Origin of the sequence: Kitasatospora sp. NPDC004799 (assembly GCF_040609095.1) — a bacterium.
Taxonomy (GTDB): Bacteria; Actinomycetota; Actinomycetes; order Streptomycetales; family Streptomycetaceae; genus Kitasatospora.
Map to the genome: position 1 here is coordinate 1 of NZ_JBEXJK010000141.1, position 18,985 is coordinate 18,985.

General features: G+C 74.4%; 14 protein-coding genes and 1 pseudogene. 6 read left to right on the top strand and 9 right to left on the bottom strand.

All coding sequences use genetic code 11. The features are described 5' to 3' along the window. Positions 1-563 (bottom strand): annotated as a pseudogene (locus ABZW03_RS19205) (hypothetical protein); the annotation flags it as partial. A gap of 89 nt (positions 564-652) precedes the next feature. Further along, the gene (locus ABZW03_RS19210) at positions 653-1,222 is read right to left on the bottom strand and encodes a GNAT family N-acetyltransferase (RefSeq protein ID WP_355259283.1); all 570 of its coding nucleotides are present in this window, start codon (positions 1,220-1,222) and stop codon (positions 653-655) included. 214 nt (positions 1,223-1,436) lie between these two features. On the opposite strand from ABZW03_RS19210, the gene ABZW03_RS19215 reads away from it, so the two are divergent. The 4 genes from ABZW03_RS19215 to ABZW03_RS19230 are packed head-to-tail and all read left to right on the top strand — an operon-like array spanning position 1,437 to position 7,229. Beyond that, on the top strand, positions 1,437-2,609 hold the full coding sequence (locus tag ABZW03_RS19215) for a CaiB/BaiF CoA-transferase family protein (protein ID WP_355259286.1): 1,173 nt from the start codon (positions 1,437-1,439) through the stop codon (positions 2,607-2,609). Positions 2,610-2,611: 2 nt separating this feature from the next. Then, positions 2,612-3,754 carry an acyl-CoA dehydrogenase family protein gene (locus ABZW03_RS19220; protein WP_355259289.1) on the top strand — a complete coding sequence of 381 codons (1,143 nt, stop codon included), beginning with the start codon at positions 2,612-2,614 and terminating at the stop codon, positions 3,752-3,754. A 42-nt stretch (positions 3,755-3,796) separates the two neighbouring features. Next, complete coding sequence (locus ABZW03_RS19225) at positions 3,797-5,011, top strand: acetyl-CoA C-acetyltransferase (protein ID WP_355259292.1); 1,215 nt, start codon at positions 3,797-3,799, stop codon at positions 5,009-5,011. A 28-nt stretch (positions 5,012-5,039) separates the two neighbouring features. Further along, on the top strand, positions 5,040-7,229 hold the full coding sequence (locus tag ABZW03_RS19230; RefSeq protein WP_355259295.1) for a 3-hydroxyacyl-CoA dehydrogenase NAD-binding domain-containing protein: 2,190 nt from the start codon (positions 5,040-5,042) through the stop codon (positions 7,227-7,229). A gap of 100 nt (positions 7,230-7,329) precedes the next feature. Here ABZW03_RS19230 and ABZW03_RS19235 read toward each other — a convergent pair whose 3' ends face one another. From ABZW03_RS19235 to ABZW03_RS19250, 4 genes are all read right to left on the bottom strand, one after another. Next, positions 7,330-8,094, bottom strand: a complete 765-nt coding sequence (locus ABZW03_RS19235) for a MerR family transcriptional regulator (protein ID WP_355259298.1) — start codon at positions 8,092-8,094, stop codon at positions 7,330-7,332. A gap of 199 nt (positions 8,095-8,293) precedes the next feature. Beyond that, on the bottom strand, positions 8,294-9,337 hold the full coding sequence (locus ABZW03_RS19240) for a 2-oxoglutarate and iron-dependent oxygenase domain-containing protein (RefSeq protein WP_355259301.1): 1,044 nt from the start codon (positions 9,335-9,337) through the stop codon (positions 8,294-8,296). 425 nt (positions 9,338-9,762) lie between these two features. Next, positions 9,763-10,410, bottom strand: coding sequence for a response regulator transcription factor (locus tag ABZW03_RS19245; RefSeq protein ID WP_355259304.1), 648 nt, complete (start codon positions 10,408-10,410; stop codon positions 9,763-9,765). Further along, entirely contained in the window at positions 10,362-11,810 is a 1,449-nt protein-coding gene (locus ABZW03_RS19250; RefSeq protein WP_355259307.1) for a histidine kinase, read from the bottom strand. Before ABZW03_RS19250 ends, ABZW03_RS19245 begins: the two co-directional genes overlap by 49 nt. Positions 11,811-12,030: 220 nt before the next feature. Here ABZW03_RS19250 and ABZW03_RS19255 point away from each other — a divergent pair, with 220 nt between their 5' ends. Together ABZW03_RS19255 and ABZW03_RS19260 are read left to right on the top strand one after the other, a co-directional pair. Then, positions 12,031-12,801: an ABC transporter ATP-binding protein gene (locus ABZW03_RS19255; RefSeq protein WP_355259310.1), complete on the top strand. Its 771-nt coding sequence runs from the start codon at positions 12,031-12,033 to the stop codon at positions 12,799-12,801. Beyond that, positions 12,798-15,191: an ABC transporter permease gene (locus ABZW03_RS19260; protein WP_355259313.1), complete on the top strand. Its 2,394-nt coding sequence runs from the start codon at positions 12,798-12,800 to the stop codon at positions 15,189-15,191. Before ABZW03_RS19255 ends, ABZW03_RS19260 begins: the two co-directional genes overlap by 4 nt. A 127-nt stretch (positions 15,192-15,318) precedes the next feature. Here ABZW03_RS19260 and ABZW03_RS19265 read toward each other — a convergent pair whose 3' ends face one another. From ABZW03_RS19265 to ABZW03_RS19275, 3 genes are all read right to left on the bottom strand, one after another. Then, positions 15,319-16,077 carry a MerR family transcriptional regulator gene (locus ABZW03_RS19265; RefSeq protein WP_355259316.1) on the bottom strand — a complete coding sequence of 253 codons (759 nt, stop codon included), beginning with the start codon at positions 16,075-16,077 and terminating at the stop codon, positions 15,319-15,321. Positions 16,078-16,358: 281 nt separating this feature from the next. After that, positions 16,359-17,423, bottom strand: a complete 1,065-nt coding sequence (locus ABZW03_RS19270; RefSeq protein WP_355259319.1) for a DUF2332 domain-containing protein — start codon at positions 17,421-17,423, stop codon at positions 16,359-16,361. Positions 17,424-17,656: 233 nt separating this feature from the next. Further along, positions 17,657-18,805, bottom strand: coding sequence for an SUKH-4 family immunity protein (locus tag ABZW03_RS19275; protein ID WP_355259322.1), 1,149 nt, complete (start codon positions 18,803-18,805; stop codon positions 17,657-17,659). Between the last annotated feature and the right edge of the window lie 180 nt (positions 18,806-18,985).

Below are 18,985 nucleotides of genomic sequence, written 5' to 3' on the forward strand. Positions count from 1 at the left end.
GCCGCGACGCCCGCGGCGAGCAGCGCGGCGACGCAGGCGAGGGCGCGCTGCACGGTCAGCGTGGGGGAGTCGGGCAGGTCGCCGATGCGCTCCCGCAGCAGCCCGGGCCAGCGCCGGCGGGCGTACAGCGCGAAGGCGGTGATCAGGGCGACGCCCTGGATGGCGAAGCCGCCGTACACGACGGGGAAGACCCAGCCGCCGAGGCCCTTGTCGTCCTGGCCGCCGTCCTCCGGGCCGAGCACCAGGACGCTCAGCAGGTACAGCGGCAGTGCGACCAGGATCGTGCCGAGCAGCCCGGTCGCCACCCACATCGGGAACGCCACCAGCCCGGCGGGCGCCCGCCGCCCCCACGGGCGGACGAAGGCCAGCGCCAGTGCCACGGCGATCGCGTCCATGCCGAAGGTCAGCAGGTTCACCAGCCACAGCCGGTCCAGCTCGGCGGGGTCGTCCGCGCCCACCGGGTGCCCGGTCAGCCAGAGCGCCTTCAGCGTCAGGTAGGGCACGGTCGCTGCCACCGCCGTCCACGCTGCCCCGGCCCGCACCACGTGCTCGTTCATCCTCATGCCCCCACCGTCCCGCCGTACCCGGGGCCGCGACCTCCGCCCGGCGCGCGATCCCCCTCCCCCCGGCGGGGGATCTTCTCCTCCCGGCCTCAGACCATCCGGTGGATCAGCCGGTCCTCCTCGTCGGTGCGGCCGTCCGGGTCGGCGACCAGGCCGAGCCGCTCGGCGAGCCGGCGCGAGGGCAGGTTGTCGGCGTGGATCAGGGCGATCACCGGGACGCCGGGGTGGCGCGGCAGCGCCTCGGCCATCGCCGCCCGCGCCGCCTCCGCCGCGTACCCCAGGCCCCAGGCGGACGGCCGGAACCGGTAGTAGAGGTTGAACACCCGCTCCCCGTCCAGGGTGTGCAGGTACAGCCCGGCGAACCCGATCACCGTCCCCGGGTCCTCCCTGGTGGCGACGGTGCAGTACCCCACCCCGTCCCGCACCCAGTCGGCGACGAACCCGTCCAGCATCTCCCGGCTCGCCGCCCGGTCCCGCTGCGCCCCGTTCGGGTTGTACCGGTTGGTCTCCGGATCCCCGTGGATCGCGAACACCGCCTCCACATCCCCCTCCTGCGGCCGCGTCAGCACCAGCCGCTCGGAAACGGCGACGACGGTGCGGTCGGTGCGGTCGGTGTGGGCGGTGCGGGCGGCGTGGTCAGTACGGTCGGTGGTGGTCATGCGGCTTCCCCCGGCGTCTCGCGTAATAGATCACCGCAAGATAGACCATTACTTCGACAGTCGCCGCTCGATTTCCGTGCCGATCCGGAAGTGGACGGGCCGCCCGTGGCGGGTCACCGCGACCTCGGAGGTCTTGTTACCGGCGGGTCGCTTGCCTATCATCCCGAGTGTTACAGCTTTACTGTCAAACCCGTCGGGAAGGGTTCAGCAGCCAGTGGGTGACGCGAGCAGTGCGCCGGCGGCCGGGGGGCCGCTGGCGGGTGTGCGGGTGGTGGAGCTCGCCGGGATCGGGCCGGGGCCGTTCGCGGCGATGCTGTTGGGGGACCTCGGGGCGGACGTGGTGCGGGTGGACCGGCCGGAGCCCTCGCCGCTCGGCACCGACCCGGCGTACGACCTCAGCAACCGCAACAAGCGCTCGGTACTGATCGACCTGAAGTCCCCCGAGGGCCCCGGGCGGGTGCTGGACCTGGTCGAGCGGGCCGACCTGCTGATCGAGGGCTACCGGCCGGGCGTCGCGGAGCGGCTCGGGGTCGGGCCCGAGGCCTGCCTGGCGCGCAACCCGGCGCTGGTGTACGGGCGGATGACCGGCTGGGGGCAGGACGGCCCCCGGGCGGCCACCGCCGGGCACGACCTCGGGTACGCGGCGGTCGCCGGGGTGCTCGGGATGGTGGCGGCGCCCGGCGGGGCCGAGGAGCCCCCCGGCATCCCGGCCAACCTGCTGGGCGACTACGCGGGCGGCTCGCTCTACCTGGTCGTCGGCCTGCTCGCCGGGCTGCACCACGCCCGCGCCACCGGCGCCGGCCAGGTGGTCGACGCCGCGATCGTGGACGGCGCGGCGCACCTCGGCAGCATGCTGTGGGGCCTGCTCGCGGCCGGTCACTGGCAGGACCGCCGGGGCGTCAACCTGCTGGACGGCGGCGCGCCGTTCTACGCGGTCTACCGGGCGGCCGACGGCGGCCACCTGGCCGTCGGCGCGCTGGAGCCGCGCTTCTACGCGGAGTTCGCCCGGCTGCTGGAGCTGGGCCCGGACGCGCCCGGCCAGTACGACCTCGCCCGCTGGCCCGAGCTGCGCGCCCGGATCGCCGCCCGCTTCGCCACCCGGACCAGGGCCGAGTGGGAGGCCGTCTTCGCGGGCTCCGACGCCTGCGTGGAACCGGTGCTGACGATGCGTCAGGCTGCGGCGGACGACCACCTGTCGGCGCGCGGGACGTACGTCGAGGCGGACGGCGTCACCCAGCCCGCCCCCGCCCCGCGCTTCTCCGCCACCCCGGGCGCCCTGCGCCGCCCGCCGGCCCGACCGGGCGCGGACACCGCCGAGGTGGCCCGGGACTGGGGCGTCCCCTCCCTCGACCCTTCGGCCAACCCTTCGGCAGAGCAAGGAGAGTAGCGTTGCAGCGCGAGATCTTCACCGAGCAGCACGACGACTTCCGGGCCACCGTGCGGGCCTTCCTGGCCAAGGAGGTGCTGCCGCACTACGACCGCTGGGAGAAGGCCGGCATCGTCGACCGTTCCGCCTGGCTCGCGGCCGGTCGCCAGGGCCTGCTCGGCCTCGCCGTCCCCGAGGAGTACGGCGGTGGCGGCACCCCGGACTTCCGCTACGCCGCCGTGCTGGCCGAGGAGTTCGCCCGGGCCGGCGCCTCCGGCCTGGCGATCGGCCTGCACAACGACATCATCGGCCCGTACCTCACCTCGCTCGCCACCGAGGAGCAGAAGCGCCGCTGGCTGCCCGGTTTCTGCTCGGGCGAGCTGATCACCGCGATCGCGATGACCGAGCCCGGCACCGGCTCCGACCTCCAGGGCATCCGCACCCAGGCGGTCGACCAGGGCGACCACTTCCTGCTGAACGGCGCCAAGACCTTCATCTCCAACGGCATCCTCGCCGACCTGGTGATCGTGGTCGCCCGCACCACCCCCGAGGGCGGCGCGCACGGGCTGAGCCTGCTGGCCGTCGAGCGCGGCACGCCCGGGTTCGAGCGCGGCCGCAACCTCGACAAGATCGGCCAGAAGGCCCAGGACACCGCCGAGTTGTTCTTCGAGGACGTCCGGGTGCCGAAGGAGAACCTGATCGGCGAGCTCAACGGCGGCTTCGTCCACCTGATGCAGAACCTCGCCCAGGAGCGGCTCACCATCGCCGCGGCGGCGATCGCCGGCGCCGAGTACCTGGTCGAGATCACCACCGACTACGTCAAGCAGCGCGAGGCGTTCGGCCGCCCGCTCGCCAAGCTCCAGCACGTCCGCTTCGAGATCGCCGAGCTGGCCACCGAGTGCGCCGTCACCCGCGCCTTCGTGGACCGCTGCATCACCGAGCACAACCGCTGGGCGCTCACCCCGGCGGACGCCTCGATGGCCAAGTGGTGGGCCACCGAGCTGCAGAAGCGCACCGCCGACCGCTGCCTCCAACTGCACGGCGGGTACGGCTACATGAGCGAGTTCCCGGTCGCCCGGGCGTTCACCGACGGCCGCATCCAGACCATCTACGGCGGCACCACCGAGATCATGAAGGAGATCGTCGGCCGCTCCATCCTCGGCTGAGCGCTCCCCTCAACCCCCCCTGCCCTGAAAGGCGTTCCCACCGTGACCACCGAAGCGTACGTCTACGACGCGATCCGCACCCCGCGCGGCCGGGGCAAGGCCAACGGCTCGCTGCACGGCACCAAGCCGATCGACCTGGTCGTCGGACTGATCCACGAACTGCGCAGCCGCTTCCCCGAGTTGGACCCGGCCGCGATCGACGACATCGTGCTCGGCGTGGTCAGCCCGGTCGGCGACCAGGGCTCCGACATCGCCCGGATCGCCGCCGTCGCGGCCGGCCTGCCCGACACCGTCGCCGGCGTCCAGGAGAACCGCTTCTGCGCCTCCGGCCTGGAAGCCGTCAACCTGGCCGCCGCCAAGGTCCGTTCCGGCTGGGAGGACCTGGTCCTGGCCGGCGGCGTGGAGTCGATGTCCCGGGTGAAGATGGCCTCCGACGGCGGTGCCTGGTTCGCCGACCCGATGACCGCCTACGAGACCAACTTCGCCCCGCAGGGCATCGGCGCCGACCTCATCGCCACCATCGAGGGCTTCTCCCGCACCGACGTGGACGCCTTCGCCGCCGAGTCCCAGGCCCGCGCCGCCAAGGCCCAGGCGGACGGCCTGTTCGACCGCTCGGTCGTCCCGGTGCGCGACCGCAACGGCCTGGTCGTGCTGGAGCGCGACGAGTTCATCCGCCCCGGCACCACCGTCGAGACGCTGGCCGGGCTCAAGCCCTCCTTCGCCGCCATCGGCGAGGCCGGGGGCTTCGACGCCGTCGCCCTCCAGAAGTACCACTGGGTCGAGGCCATCGACCACGTCCACCACGCGGGCAACTCCTCCGGCATCGTGGACGGCGCCGCGCTCGTCGCGATCGGCAACCGCGAGGTCGGCGAGCGGTACGGGCTGCGCCCGCGCGCCCGGATCGTCTCCGCCGCCGTCTCCGGCTCCGAGCCGACCATCATGCTCACCGGCCCCGCCCCGGCCACCCGCAAGGCGCTCGCCAAGGCCGGACTCACCGCCGCCGACATCGACCTGGTCGAGATCAACGAGGCCTTCGCCGCCGTCGCGCTCCGCTTCATCCGCGAACTCGGCTTCCGCCACGACCAGGTGAACGTCAACGGCGGCGCGATCGCGCTCGGCCACCCGCTCGGCGCCACCGGGGCGATGCTGCTCGGCACCGTGATCGACGAACTGGAGCGGCGCGACCAGCGCTACGGCCTGATCACCCTCTGCGTGGGCGGCGGCATGGGCATCGCCACCATCGTCGAGCGCATCTGACCTCCCCTCCCAGACCTGGAGTTACCTGATGAGCGACACCACCACCATCCGCTGGGAGCAGGACCAGGACGGGGTGGTCACCCTCGTCCTCGACGACCCCACCCAGTCCGTCAACACCATGAACGACGCCTTCACCGCCGACTTCGAGACCGCGGTCGGGCGGCTGGCCGAACTCGCCTCCGCCGACGCGCTGCGCGGGGTGGTGATCACCTCCGGCAAGAAGACCTTCTTCGCCGGGGGAGACCTGCGGATGCTCTCCGCCGCCCGCCCGGAGGACGCCGGGGCCGTCTTCGAGAAGTCGATGCGGATCAAGCGCGCGCTGCGCACCCTGGAGACCCTCGGCAAGCCCGTCGTCGCCGCCGTCAACGGCAGCGCGCTCGGCGGCGGTCTGGAGATCGCCCTCGCCTGCCACCACCGGATCGCGCTGAACACCCCCGCCAGCCGGATCGGCCTGCCCGAGGTCACCCTCGGCCTGCTGCCGGGCGGCGGCGGGGTGGTCCGTACGGTCCGGCTGTTCGGCATCACCGACGCCCTGCTGAAGTTCCTGCTCCAGGGCCGCCAGTACCGCCCGGCGCAGGCGCTGGAGCACGGACTGGTGCACGAACTGGTCGACACCCCCGAGGAGCTGGCCGCCCGGGCGCGCGCCTGGATCGAGGCCAACCCGACCGCCGTCCAGCCCTGGGACGTCAAGGGCTACAAGATCCCCGGCGGTACCCCGGCCACCCCGGCCTTCGCCGCCAACCTGCCCGCCTTCCCGGCCAACCTGCGCAAGCAGCTGAACGGCGCGCCCTACCCGGCCCCGCGCAACGTGCTGGCCGCGGCGGTGGAGAGCTCCCAGGTGGACGTCGACACGGCGATGGCGGTCGAGGCCCGCTACTTCACCGAGCTGGCCTGCGGGCAGACCAGCAAGAACATGATCCAGGCGCTGTTCTTCGACATGCAGGCGGTCAACTCCGGCGCCGGGCGCCCGAAGGACGTCGAGAAGCGGCTGGTCCGCAAGGTCGCGGTGCTCGGCGCCGGGATGATGGGCGCGGGCATCGCCTACGCCTGCGCCAAGGCCGGCATCGAGGTCGTGCTCAAGGACGTCAGCGTCGAGGCCGCCGAGCGCGGCAAGGCCTACTCCGAGGGGCTGCTGGACAAGGCCGTCGCGCGCGGCCGCTCCACCGAGGCGAAGCGCGACGAGCTGCTGGCCCGGATCACCCCCACCGGCGACGCCGCCGACCTGGCCGGCTGCGACGCGGTGATCGAGGCGGTCTTCGAGAACACCGAGCTCAAGCACAAGGTGTTCCAGGAGATCGAGGGCGTGGTCGCCCCCGACGCGCTGCTCTGCTCCAACACCTCCACCCTGCCGATCGGCCTGCTCGCCGAGGGCGTCGAGCGCCGGGCCGACTTCATTGGGCTGCACTTCTTCTCGCCGGTCGACAAGATGCGCCTGGTCGAGATCATCCGCGGCCCGCAGACCGGGGACGAGGCCCTGGCCCGCGCCTTCGACCTGGTCCGGCAGATCGACCGGACCCCGATCGTGGTCAACGACTCGCGCGGCTTCTTCACCTCGCGGGTGATCGGCCAGTTCCTCAACGAGGGCGTCGCCACGGTCGGCGAGGGCGTCCACCCGGCCAGCATCGAGCAGGCCGCCGCCCAGGCCGGCTACCCCGCCAAGGTGCTCTCCCTGATGGACGAGCTCACCCTGACCCTGCCGCGCAAGATCCGCGACGAGTACCGGCGCTCGGTGGAGGCCGTCGGCGGCACCTGGACGCCGCACCCGGCGGACGCGGTGGTCGACCGGATGGTCGACGAGTTCGGCCGCCCGGGACGCAGCGGCGGCGCGGGCTTCTACGAGTACGGCGAGGACGGAAGGCGCGGGCGGCTCTGGCCGGGGCTGCTGGAGCACTTCGGCGGTGCCGCTTCCGGCTCCCCCGCCGACGTCCCGTTCGAGGACCTCAAGGAGCGGATGCTGTTCAGCGAGGCGCTGGACTCGGTGCGCTGCCTGGAGGAGGGCGTGCTGACCTCGGTCGCCGACGCCAACGTCGGCTCGATCCTCGGCATCGGCTTCCCGGCCTGGACGGGCGGCGTGTTCCAGTACATCAACGGGTACGAGGGCGGACCGGCCGGGTTCGTGGCCCGCGCCCGCGAACTCGCCGCCGCGTACGGCGAGCGGTTCGCGCCGCCGGCGCTGCTGGAGCGGGTGGCGGCCGAGGGGCGGACCTTCACGGACTGACCGGTTGCCGGGCTGCCGGTTGCCGAGTTGCCGAGTTGCCGGATTCCGGTGAGGCCGTGCGGTGCGCGGCCTCACCGGGGGGCGTGCTCACCGGTCCTGCTCACTGTTCCTGCTGTTGCTCTGGCTCCTGCTCCTGGCGCAGTTCCTCGCCCAGTTCCTCCCGCAGGTACCGCTGGAAGGCCGTGACCAGGGCCTGCGCCACCATCGGCTGGATGTGGTCCGTCAGCGCCCGCATCCGGGCCAGCTCGGCCGGCTCGGGCTCGCTCTCCCGGTACGGCTTCCACACCGTCTCGCGGAACAGCCGCTGCAGCTCCCGTGCCGTCGCCCGGCTGTGCTCCAGCACCACCGCCCGGGCGGCCAGCAGCGTCTCCAGGGGGATCGGCACGTCCAGGATCCGCACGCCCAGCGGTAGCAGCCCGGGATCCACCCGGAACACCTCCGGATCCCCGGTCCGCTCCAGCGCCCCCATCGCGGCGAGCCGCTCGACCTGCTCCTCCGTCAGCCCCCGACCGGCCCGGCGCTCCAACTGCGCCCGGGTGGCCTCCTCCGGCGTCTCCGGCGTCCAGGACGCCACCAGCGCGCGGTGGATCGCCAGGTCCAGCGGCGTGCTGTCCTGCGGCAGCCGCGCCAGGTACCGCTCGATCGCGGCCAGCGTCAGCCCCTGCCGCTGCAGCTCCTCGATCAGCTCCAGCCGGTCCAGGTGCGCGGCGCCGTACAGCCCCACCCGCCGCGGACCCAGCTCCGGCGGCGGCAGCAGGCCCTTCGTCCCGTAGAACCGCACCGTCCGCACCGTCACCCCGGCGCGCGCCGCCAGCTCGTCCACGGTCAGCCGCGGCCCGGCCGCCGCCCCGCCGTGCTCCCCCATCTGCCGCCTCCTGCTGCACTGGCACACTCCTGCTGTGACAGCAGCAGTGTGACAGTGCCGCCCGTGCCGGTCCACCGACGGGGGTGGGGCGTTCCCTGGATGCGCCGACGCCCCTGCCGTTCGCCGGAGGTCCGGCTGCGGGCAGGGGCGTCGGGCGGGCACGGGTCGGGCAGGGCCGTCCGGCGGCGGGTGCCTCGGGTCAGGCGAGGGCGGCGTGGTGGCGGCGGGTGACCTCGGGGTGGGCCCGGGTATAGCCCTTCCACTCGTTGAGGCCGAAGTCGGCGAAGAGCGGGTTGTCCGGGTCCTCGGTGGCGCCGGGGGCGTGGTGCGCGAGGGGGAAGTCCAGCGGCGCGATGTGGGCGTCGAGGCGGGGGTTGTAGAAGAACGGCACCGAGAAGCGCTCGCGGGCGCCGGGCGGGCTGACCACGCGGTGACTGGTGGCCTTGAGGTAACCGTCCGTGGCCACCTCCAGCAGCTCGCCGAGGTTGACGACGAACGCGCCGTCGAGCGGTGGGACGTCCAGGAAGGTGCCGTCCTCGCGCTCGACCTGGAGCCCGCCGACGGTGTCCTGCAGCAGCAGGGTGATGAAGCCGTAGTCCTTGTGGGTGCCGACGCCCTGGCCGGCGCCGTCCGGGGCGCTGCCGGGGTAGCGGACCAGCTTGAGGCGCAGGTGGGGGTGGCCCGCGAAAGCCTCGTCGTAGAAGTCGGGGCGGGCGCCGATCGCGGTGAGGAGCTCGTGCAGCAGACGGCGGGCGACCTCGCCCAGGTGGTCGATCCAGCCGAGCGCGGCGGTGCGCAGCTCGGGCAGCGCCTCGGGCCACTGGTTGGGCCCCTCCAGCCACCAGTACGGGGGCTCGCCGGTGCCGGGGACGTGCGGAGGCAGCTCGGCGCCGATGTCCAGCTGGTCGCGCCAGTCCTGGCTGCCGCCGGTGCGCTCGTCACCGGTGCGGGTGTAGCCCCGGTAGTGGGGGGAGTTGAGGTTGCTCACGGCGAGCCGGTCGGCCTCGGGGAGCGCGAAGAAGGCGCGCATGGCCCGGGTGAGCGCGGCGGTTTCCTCCGGGGTGACGCCGTGGCCGACGAGCTGGAAGAAGCCGACGCCGGTGGCCGCGGAGCGGAGCGCGTCGTGCAGGCGGCGGCGGTCCTCCGGACTGCCGTCGGCGAGCGAGAGGTCGATCACCGGGAGGGAGTCCGCGGGGGTGGAGCCGCTGGCGGTCTCGGATATGGGCGTGTACTGCTGCGTCATGTGTGACATCCGCTGGGTCTCGTCCGGCTGGTCCCGGTGGTCGACCGGGGACGGACGGAGCAGCGCCTCGTGCGGCGGGTGCTCCGGGAGCCGGGAGGTGGTGGCGGCCGGGCAGGGGCCGCCGTTGAGGGTGGGTGGCGCGAGGTTCAGCCGGAGCGTCGACAGGACATGGTCGTCACGCGGAGCAGGTCCACATGGCGGCGGCGAACAAGGATGAGCACCCCACCAGCCTAATTGACCCGTTCCGCGGCATGCGAGCCCCCTGCCGCGGAGGGCCACTCGCCACTTGTCGGTGATCTATCAAGTTGTGGAGTGGTGATGCCACCGTGCGATGGTGGCGCCGCTGTGCGGGTCGGGTCCGCTGTGCGGGAGGTGGCGCCGTCGCACGGAGGGTGATGTCGGTGTACGGGCGGTGGCGGCCCCTTTCAGGAGTTGTTGAGGTAGGCCAGGACGGCCAGGACCCGGCGGTTGTCGTCGTCGGAGGGCTGGAGGTCGAGCCGGACGAAGATCGACGCGGTGTGCTTGGCGACCGCCCGCTCGGTGATCACCAGCTGCTGGGCGATCGCCGCGTTGGACCGGCCCTCCGCCATCAGCGCCAGCACCTGCCGCTCGCGCGGGGAGAGGGTCGAGACCGGGCCGGCCGAGGAGTTGTGGGTGAGCAACCGGGTGATCACCTCCGGATCCATCGCGGTGCCGCCCTGGGCGACCCGCCGTACGGCGTCGATGAACTGGGTGCCGTCCATCACCCGGTCCTTGAGCAGGTAGCCGATCCCGCCGGTGCTGCCGGCCAGCAGCTCGCGCGCGTACAGCTGCTCCACGAACTGCGACAGCACCAGGACGGGCAGGCCCGGGTGGGCCCGGCGGGCCGCCAGCGCGGCGCGCAGCCCCTCGTCGGTGAAGCCCGGCGGCAGCCGGACGTCCACCACGGCGATGTCGGGGCGGTCCGCGGCCACCGCGGCGAGCAGTTGCTCGCCGTCCTCCACCGCCGCGGTGACCTTCATGCCGTTGGCCTCCAGCAGCCGGGTCAGGCCGTCCCGGAGGAGGAAGAGGTCTTCGGCGATGACAACGCGCACGGGATCTCCAGGTTCACGATGGTCGGCCCGCCGGGCGGGCTGCTGATCGCGAGCACCCCGTCGAAGGCGGCCAGTCGGCGTTCGGTTCCGCTGAGGCCGGTTCCCCGGGACGGGTCGGCGCCACCGCGCCCGTCGTCGGTGACCGATATCCGCAGCAGCCCGTCACTGTGCCCCATCTCGATCCACACCCGCGAGGCCCCGGCGTGCTTCACCGCGTTGGCCAGCAGTTCCGTCACCGCGAAGTAGGCGGCCGACTCCACCGGGGCGGGCGCCCGGCCGGGGAGGGAGCCGGTGAAGGCGACCGGCAGCGGCAGGTCCAGCGCCGTCGCCTGCACCGCGTCGGCCAGGCCGCGGTCGGCGAGCACCGGGGGGTGGATGCCGCGGACCAGGTCCCGCAGCTCGCCGAGCGCCTTCACCGAGGACAGCCGGGCCTCGGCCAGCAGCGGCCCGAGGGCGTCCGGGTCGTCCTTCAGCTGCTCGGCCACGGTCAGCAGCATGCCCAGTGCCACCAGCCGGGCCTGCGCCCCGTCGTGCAGGTCCCGCTCGATCCGGCGCAGCTCGGCCGCGCCGGCGTCGATGGTGTCCGCCCTGGTCCGCGCGAGATGGCTGACCTGGCGGGCGAGCTCGGCCCGCCGGGAGGGCCCGAGCAGGGCCCGGGCGGCCTTCTCGTGGATCCGCAGGGCCGGCGGGGCGGCCCACAGGACGGCCAGCGGGGCGACGGTCAGGCCCGTCGCGTAGACGACGCCCAGGGAGAAGAACTGCCCGTCCCGGCCGAAGACCTCCAGGGCGACCGGGGCCAGCAGGACGATCGCGCCGGTGACCAGCACGACGGCGCCGGTGAGCAGCGTCCAGGCGAAGTCCCGCCAGGTCGCCGGGTCGGCGAGCCAGCCGCCGGCCCGCAGCCGCCGCCAGGGCCCGGCACCGACCGGCCGGCGGTACGGCACCGGGATCGGCCGCCCGCTCCACTTCCCGACCGTCCGCCTGCTCTCCGTCGCGATCCAGCGGGCACCGAACAGCCCGAGCACCAGCAGCGAGGGCGCCAGCCAGACCGAGCCGACCCGGCCGCCGGGCGCGGCACCGCCGTAGATCTGCGTCGCCATCAGCGCCACCGCCCCCGGGGCGAACAGCGCGGCGCCGACCGCCCGGCCGCCGCCCCCGGTGGCCCAGCAGAGCGCCCAGACGGCGACCGGCGCCATCGGCACCGCCAGGATCAGCGGCCCGCCCGGGTGGACGCCCCGGGACTCCTCCGGCCCGAACAGCGCGGCGGCCAGCAGGACCGGCCCGGCCAGCAGCGCCAGGAAGCCCGTCACGGCCAGCGTCACCGCGTACCAGGCGCGCACCCCGTCCGCACAGGCCCGGCCGACCCGCAGGGCCAGCCCGCTCAGCGCTCCCGCGTTCATGACGCGCCCCCTTTCCCTTCCGCGGCCCCCGTCCGGAGGCCCCGAAGCCGCGGCCCCGGAGCCCCCCGCGGGCCCCGGTTCCGATCTTTCGATGGGTCAGTCTGCCCGGCCGGGGCCCGCGGCGCTCTAGGCCTGAACACCCAGTTCAGGGTGTATCTGGATACACCCCCAAGAGGCCGTCCAGACGGCTGTCGACACCCCGCCGCGGATTCGTAGCGTCATGTCCCGTCAGCCGGCCCGGGGTTCCCGGTGCCGGACCTCGAACCGTGGAGGGCCCGTGAACGCGCCGATCATCCGGATCCGCGGCGTCAGCAGGACGTACGACCGATCCGACGCCGCCCGCCCCGCCCTGGCCGGGCTCGACCTGGAGGTCCGGGCCGGCGAGGCACTGGCCGTGCTCGGCCGCTCGGGCAGCGGCAAGTCCACCCTGCTGAACCTGATCGCCGGCCTCGACCGCCCGAGCGAGGGCGAGGTGGAGGTGGACGGCGTGGCCGTGCACCGGCTCGGCGAGGCCGCGCTGGCCGAGTACCGGCGGGCGCGGATCGGCATGGTGTTCCAGTTCTTCAACCTGCTGGACGACCTGAACGCGGAGGACAACGTGCTGCTCCCGGCCCAGCTGGCCGGGATGCGGCGGGAGCGGGCCCGGGCCAGGGCCGGGGAGCTGCTGGAGCGGCTGGGGGTGGCCCGGCACGCCAAGGCCTTCCCCGGCCGGCTCTCCGGCGGCGAGCGCCAGCGGGTCGCGGTGGCCCGGGCGCTGATGAACCGTCCGCCGCTGCTGCTGGCCGACGAGCCCACCGGGGCGCTGGACACCGCCTCGGCCGCCGACGTCCGCGACCTGCTGCGCGGGCTCCACACGGAGGGCCAGACGATCCTGCTGGTCACCCATGACACCGCGCTCGCCGAGGCCTGCGCCGACCGGACGGTCGAACTGCTCGACGGCCGGCTGGTCCGGGACACGGCGGTCGCACCGTCCCCGGGCGGTGGCCGATGAGCGCGCTCGGCAAGGTGGTGCGCGCCGGGGTCGGCCGCCGGCGGGTGCAGACCCTGGTGATGGTGCTCACCACGATGATGTCCGTGACGGCGTGCATCCTCGCGCTCGGGCTGCTGGTCGCCGCCCAGGGCCCGTACCAGCGCTCGTTCGCCGACCAGCGCGGCGCCCACCTCAACGTGCTGTACGACCGGGCGAGGGCGAGCCCCGACCAGCTCGCCGCGACGGCCCACGTGCCCGGGGTGACGGCCTTGGCCGGCCCCTACCAGGCGGTGAGCGTGCGGCCGCGCTCCGGGCCCGGCACCAGGATCCCGCCGGCCGGGAGCCCGCTGCCGCCGATGACGCTGGTCGGCCGCCCCCAGGACGGCCCGCTGGACGGCCTGCGGATCACCGACGGCCGCTGGGTGGCGGGCCCCGGTGAGGTGGTGATCCTGGACGGGCACTCCCCGCTGGCGGTCGGCGACAGCATGGAGTTCCCCGAGCTGCCGGGGCGCCCGACGCTCAAGGTCGTCGGTCTGGCGGCCTCGGTCTCCTGGAGCGCGGACGGCTGGGTCGCCCCGGAGCAGGCGGCCGGGCTGGCGGCGCCCGGCACGGCGCCCGCCGCCCAGTACCTCTACCGCTTCGCCCGGGCCGGCAGCGACGCCGAGGTGGAGGCCGACCGTGCCGCGCTGGCCGCCGCGGTGCCGGGCGAGGCACTCCTCAGGGCCACCTCCTACCGGCCCGCCCGGGCGGAGGCGAACCGGACGGCCTCGACCTTCGTCCCGTTCGTCACCGCCTTCGGAGTGCTCGGTCTGGCCATGTCGGTGCTGATCATCGCCGTCGTGGTCAGCGGCGCCGTCAGCGCCGCCACCCGGCGGATCGGCATCCTCAAGGCGCTGGGCTTCACCCCGGCCCAGGTGGCGCGCGCCTACGTCGGCCAGGCGCTGATCCCCGCCGGGATCGGCACGGCGCTCGGCGTGCTCGTCGGCAACCTGCTGTCCGTACCGGTCCTCGGGCTGGCCCACAAGGCCCTGCGCGGCGGGCTGCTCGGCATCCCGCTCTGGGTGGACGCCGTGGTCGCGGTGGCGGCGCTGGGGGCCGTGACGGGCGCCGCCGTGGTGCCCGCGCTGCGGGCCGGCCGGCTGCGGACGGTGGAGGCGCTCGCGATCGGCCGGACGGCGCCGGGCGCCAAGCGGGCGGCCGCCCGCGGTACGGCCGGCGGGGCCGGCACGGCGGGCCGGCTGTCCCGGGTGCAGGACCTGATCGGTCGGCTGCCGGTGCCGCGGGCGCTCAGCCTCGGGCTGGCCTCCCCGCTCAACCGGCCGGGCCGCTCGGCGACCACCGGCGCCGCCGTGGCACTCGGCACGGTCGGGGTCACCCTCTGCGTCGGTCTGACGCTCTCGCTGGGCGCCCTGCAGGAGGGCCTGACGGCCGACCGTGCCGGCACGGTGGTGGTCCGGGCACCGATCGAGGGCACCGCACCGCCCGTCGACCAGGTGGACGAGGCGGCGGTGGCCGAGGCGATCGACTCCCGTCCGGGCACCCGGGCCTGGTACAGCAGCGTCCCGACCCCGGTCGCCCTGGCCGGGAACACCGGGCGCTCCGAGGTGGTCGCGTTCGGCGGCGACGCCTCCTGGAGCGGCTTCCAGCTGGTCTCCGGCCGCTGGTTCCGCGCTCCCGGCGAGGTGGTGGTGGCCGCCGCCTACCTACGGGCCAACCAGGCGAAGGTCGGTGACACCGTCACCCTCACCGACCACGGGCGCAGCACCCCGGCGAAGATCACCGGCGAGGTGCTGGCCACCAGCGACGTGGTGTACACCGACCGGGCCACGCTGGCTCCGTTCGGCGGCACGGTCCAGGCCGAGGCGCTCGTCTTCCACATCGACCTCGCCCCGGGCACCGACGCGCGGGCCTACGCCGACGGGTTGGACCAGGCCGTGCGGCCGATGGGCCTGGGCGCCGAATCCGGCGGGGAACAACTCAACATCGTGCTGCTGGCGATGAACACCCTGGCGGGCACCCTCACGCTGTTGCTCTCCGTGGTGGCCGGGCTCGGAGTGCTCAACACCGTGCTGCTGGACACCCGGGAGCGGGTGCACGACCTCGGGGTGCTCAAGGCGCTCGGGATGTCACCGCGGCAGACCGTCGGCATGGTGCTCACCTCGGTCTGCGGCAGCGGGCTGGCGGCCGGGCTGATCGGGGTCCCGCTCGGCGTCCTGGTGCACCACCGGGTGATGCCCGCGATGGCCCGGGCCGCCGGGATCGGGGTGCCGGACACCGACCTCGCCGTGTTCACCCCGTCGGTGGTGGGGCCGCTGATATCCGGCGGCCTGGCGCTGGCGCTGCTCGGCGCCGCCCTCCCGGCGACGTGGGCGGCCCGCACCCGGACGGTCACGGCGCTGCGGACGGAGTGACGACGGGCAGGGCCGGACGAGGAACCAGCCCGGCGCCCGGCCTGCCGGGGAGCCTTACGGGGGCTCCCCCGTCCGGCCCGGGCCGGCCCCGGTCCGGCCTCGGATCTGGCCTCGGTCCGGCCCCGGATCAGGCCGGCCGCGCCGCCGCGTACGCCTCCATGGCGGCACGCTGGTACGCGGCCAGGCCCGGGGCGATGGCCTCGTACGCGGCGCTCCACTGCTCGTTCTCGGTGCAGGAACGGGCGATCGCCAGGTACTCCTCGGTCGGGACCGCCCGGATGGTGCTGAGCAGTCGGTACTCCTCGTCGATCGTGCTCTGCACCGGCTCGGCGTCGGCCGGGTGGCCGGCCGCCATCAGCTCGGCCAGGCGGATCATGCGGGCGGTCCGCTCGCGCTGCCCGGCCTCGATCTCGGCCGGGGTCATCGCGGCGGTCGCGCGCCGGGCCGCCTCGGCGTGCTCGGGGAAGTCGCGCAGGCTCGCGTCGACGTCGTCGGGCTGGATGCCCTCGAACAGGTTCTCGGGGCGGTTGATGGCCATGGGCGTGCCGTCCTTCCGGGCGTGTTCCAGGTCGGCGATCGTGCGGGAGACGGTGGCGGCCAGGGCGTCGAGCCGGTCGCGCTCGGCGACCAGCCGCCGGCGGTGGCCCCGCAGGGCCTCCAGCTCGTCCACCTGATCACCCAGGATCCGGGCGATCTCGGTCAGCCCCACGCCCAGCGCCCGCAGCACCAGGATCTGCTGAAGCTGGAGCAACTGCCGCTCCTCGTAGTAGCGGTGGCCGTTAGAGCCGATCCAGGCCGGGGCCAGCAGTCCGATCTCGTCGTAGTGCCGGAGCGTCCGGGCGGTCACGCCGGACATCCGCGCCACCTCGGCGATGGGCCAGGCCATGGCGGCCTCCCGTCTCTTCGTCTCCTCGTCTCCACGTCCGCACGTTCGCGTGGACCGGGGCCGGTTCTCCGGCCCCGGTCACGACGGTAGAAGCTGCCGTTGCGGCAGCTTCAAGCCCGAGGACCCGGTCCGTTCCGGCAGTCCGCGACGGTCCGGGGTGGTCCGGGACAGCCCCGGCAGGCCCGGGTCCTCCCCGCCGTCCCCGCCGTCCCCGCCGTCCCCGCCGCCCCCGCCGTCCCCGATGTTCCTGTCTCCCGCCGACTACGCCTCGCTGAAGCCGACTACGCCTCGCCGAACCAGTCCAGGGACTGCCCGTGCGGCCCGGTGAAGGCCACCGGCCGCTCGTCCAGGGCGAGCGCGAACAGCCCGGAGCCGGCGGGAGCCGGGCGGGGGAGGCGTCGGGCGACGGTCGGCAGCACAGAAACCGCCTCGTTGGAGATCCAGTGCCCGGGCAGCTCGCGCATCGTCGCGGCGAACTCCTCCCGCTCGTCCGGCGGCAGGTACGCCAGCACCGCGCTGTGGAACACCACCGGCGTGGCCCCCGCCGGGGCCTGCGCCACCAACTCCCGTACCGTCGCGTTGAGATCGCCGCGCACCAGCAGCGGCGGTTCGGCCCGGGCCACCCGGACGGCGCCGCGCAGCCGGTCCAGCCGGTGGGTCTGCTCGGGCCAGACCAGCGACTCCAGCCAGCGCATGTCCTGCTCGGCCCGCACGTCCAAGGGGTTGAGGTCGATCCCGGCCCGCCACACCACCTCGGGCAGCCGCTCCCGCAGGGAGCCGGGGATCGGCACCGGGCCGCTCACCACGCAGTCCAGCGTCACCGGGCTCGCCTCGGCGCCGAACTCGGCGAACTCGGCGAACTCGGCGAACGGGTCGACCGGGTCGACCGGGGCGACGGCCTCGCGCCCATGCCCGTCCGCTTCCCCCTCCCCGGCCAGGTACCGGTACCGATAGCGGTCCGGGTAGAGGCAGAGCCCGGCCGAGGCGCCCACCTCGATCAGGGCGAGTGGCTGTGGCAACGCGGCCAGCAGCGGCAGCAGGGTGGCGCAGCGGCCCGCCTCATTGGTCTGCGTCCGCCGCTCCAGCATGGTCGCCGAGACCTCGGCCCAGTGCCCCGCCGCCCAGTCGCGGAAGGCCGGCCAGCCCTCCGTCACCGGCCCGCCCAGGTGCCGGACCGCGCCGAACAGCAGGTTCGGCTGCCGCTTCGCGGCCGGAAGCCCGTCCAGCAGCGCACACAACCGGCCGTCCTCGGCGACGTGTTCGGCCAGCTCCTGGTAGCTCGGCGAGTTGCCGCGCGCCTCCCGCTCCGCGAACGCCCGGTAGAGCTCCCCCGTATCGCTGCGCATCCCCCGACTGTCCTTTCGCCGCCATATCGAGATATCGAGTGATCGAACCGGCTCAGCCTACGCCCGGCCTGCCGAGCCTCCCGTTGCCCGCAACGGGGCGATGAGCGTGCCGAGCACGGCCCGGTCCCAGACGTTGTCCGGCCTGCGCGATCACCGGGTGGAAGCCGACCAGCGCGCGGGCGGTCGGCTCCACGCTCTCCGGCGTGCTCCGTGAACTCCCCGGCCGAGGCCGCTCAGCCCAGCAGGCCGCCCATGTGGCCGTCCTCGGCGAGCAGCCGCCAGGAGCAGCCGGGCGAGGCGAACGCCTCCGGGTCGACGGCCTCCACCAGCCGGTCCACCACCGCGCTCAGCAGCGACTGCGGATCGAACACCGCCCAGGTGTCCCGGGCCCGGCCGTGGTCCCAGCTGTCCCACTCGGCGCGCAGCCGCTCGTACGTCCAGAGAGCGTAGAGCAGGGCGGACAGGTCGCGGTTCAGGTAGGCCTCGGGGTGGCCGTCGTCGTACCAGTCCGGCAGCTCCAGCCGACCGGTGGCGCCGTCCAGGGCGATCGTGAGGTCGGTCGGCCAGTCCCCGAGGGCGAGGAAGTCCCGCTGGTACGGGCGCTCCTCCTCGCCGTCGAAGTACTCGGGGTACGCCTCGCCCATGGTGACCAGCGGCTCCTCGCACACCCCGAACATCGCCCCGCCCAGCGGCAGGCCGACCTCGGTCAGCAGCTGCCGGGTCGGTCCGTGCACCAGGGCGGTGGGCAGTTCCTCGGGGTTGAAGCGGTGCACCCGGCCGGGGCCGCCGTCCTGGTCCGTCAGCGCCGCCAGCTCCGCCACCAGCTCCGGGGCTATCTCGTACGCGGGCCCGCCCGGACCGCCCGGCAGCGCGCCCCAGCCCAGCGCCCGTACCAGCAGCGCGGTGCCCCAGTGCGGCGGCGCGGACCTGTCGCCGAACAGCCCGGGATCGATCTCCCGCATCCGCCGCTCGGCCGCCGCCAGCACCTCGGCCGTCACGGCCGGTCCGCGCCGCCCGTCCAGCGCCTCCGGCCGTCGGGCCGCCTCGGCCACCGCGTCCACCTCCCGGACCAGGCCCGCCAGCGCGGCCAGGTCGGAGGCCAGCAGGTCGCGCCGCGGGCCGCCGTTGTCCAGGAACACCTCGCCGGTCACCCCGTCCAGCAGCACCTGGTTGCCGCCGGCGGCGAACGGCGTGCGGTACTCCGTCTCCCCGAGGAGGAACAGCCGCTCGGCCTCCGCCGGGACCGCCGTCAGCTCCCCGGCCCCGAACACCTCGAAGTCCAGGAACGCCCCGGTCGACGGCAGCCCCTCCCGCACCAGGAACTCCCGGCTCCCCGCGTGCACCACCCCACCCGGCAGCCCCGCCACCCGCTCGAACCCCACGTGCCCCACCCTCTCCCGACCTACCCCGTGACCCACAGACCCTAGCGGCCCACTCCGACATCACCGGGGCGCTGCGCGGGTGTGGGGGGAGTGTCATGAATCAGGTGGACACCCTGATCAAGGGAGACACTGATGAGCTCGCTGACGGATCACCGGATCGGGTCGGTTCCTGACGGGTCG

Excerpts from the sequence above, each read along its gene's own strand:
- ABZW03_RS19250 (WP_355259307.1), bottom strand. The coding sequence starts at position 11,810 with ATGAACGCGGGAGCGCTGAGCGGGCTGGCCCTGCGGGTCGGCCGGGCC.
- ABZW03_RS19235 (WP_355259298.1), bottom strand. The coding sequence starts at position 8,094 with ATGGGGGAGCACGGCGGGGCGGCGGCCGGGCCGCGGCTGACCGTGGAC.
- ABZW03_RS19260 (WP_355259313.1), top strand. The coding sequence starts at position 12,798 with ATGAGCGCGCTCGGCAAGGTGGTGCGCGCCGGGGTCGGCCGCCGGCGG.
- ABZW03_RS19255 (WP_355259310.1), top strand. The coding sequence starts at position 12,031 with ATGTCCCGTCAGCCGGCCCGGGGTTCCCGGTGCCGGACCTCGAACCGT.
- ABZW03_RS19265 (WP_355259316.1), bottom strand. The coding sequence starts at position 16,077 with ATGGCCTGGCCCATCGCCGAGGTGGCGCGGATGTCCGGCGTGACCGCC.
- ABZW03_RS19230 (WP_355259295.1), top strand. The coding sequence starts at position 5,040 with ATGAGCGACACCACCACCATCCGCTGGGAGCAGGACCAGGACGGGGTG.
- ABZW03_RS19210 (WP_355259283.1), bottom strand. The coding sequence starts at position 1,222 with ATGACCACCACCGACCGTACTGACCACGCCGCCCGCACCGCCCACACC.
- ABZW03_RS19270 (WP_355259319.1), bottom strand. The coding sequence starts at position 17,423 with ATGCGCAGCGATACGGGGGAGCTCTACCGGGCGTTCGCGGAGCGGGAG.
- ABZW03_RS19240 (WP_355259301.1), bottom strand. The coding sequence starts at position 9,337 with ATGACGCAGCAGTACACGCCCATATCCGAGACCGCCAGCGGCTCCACC.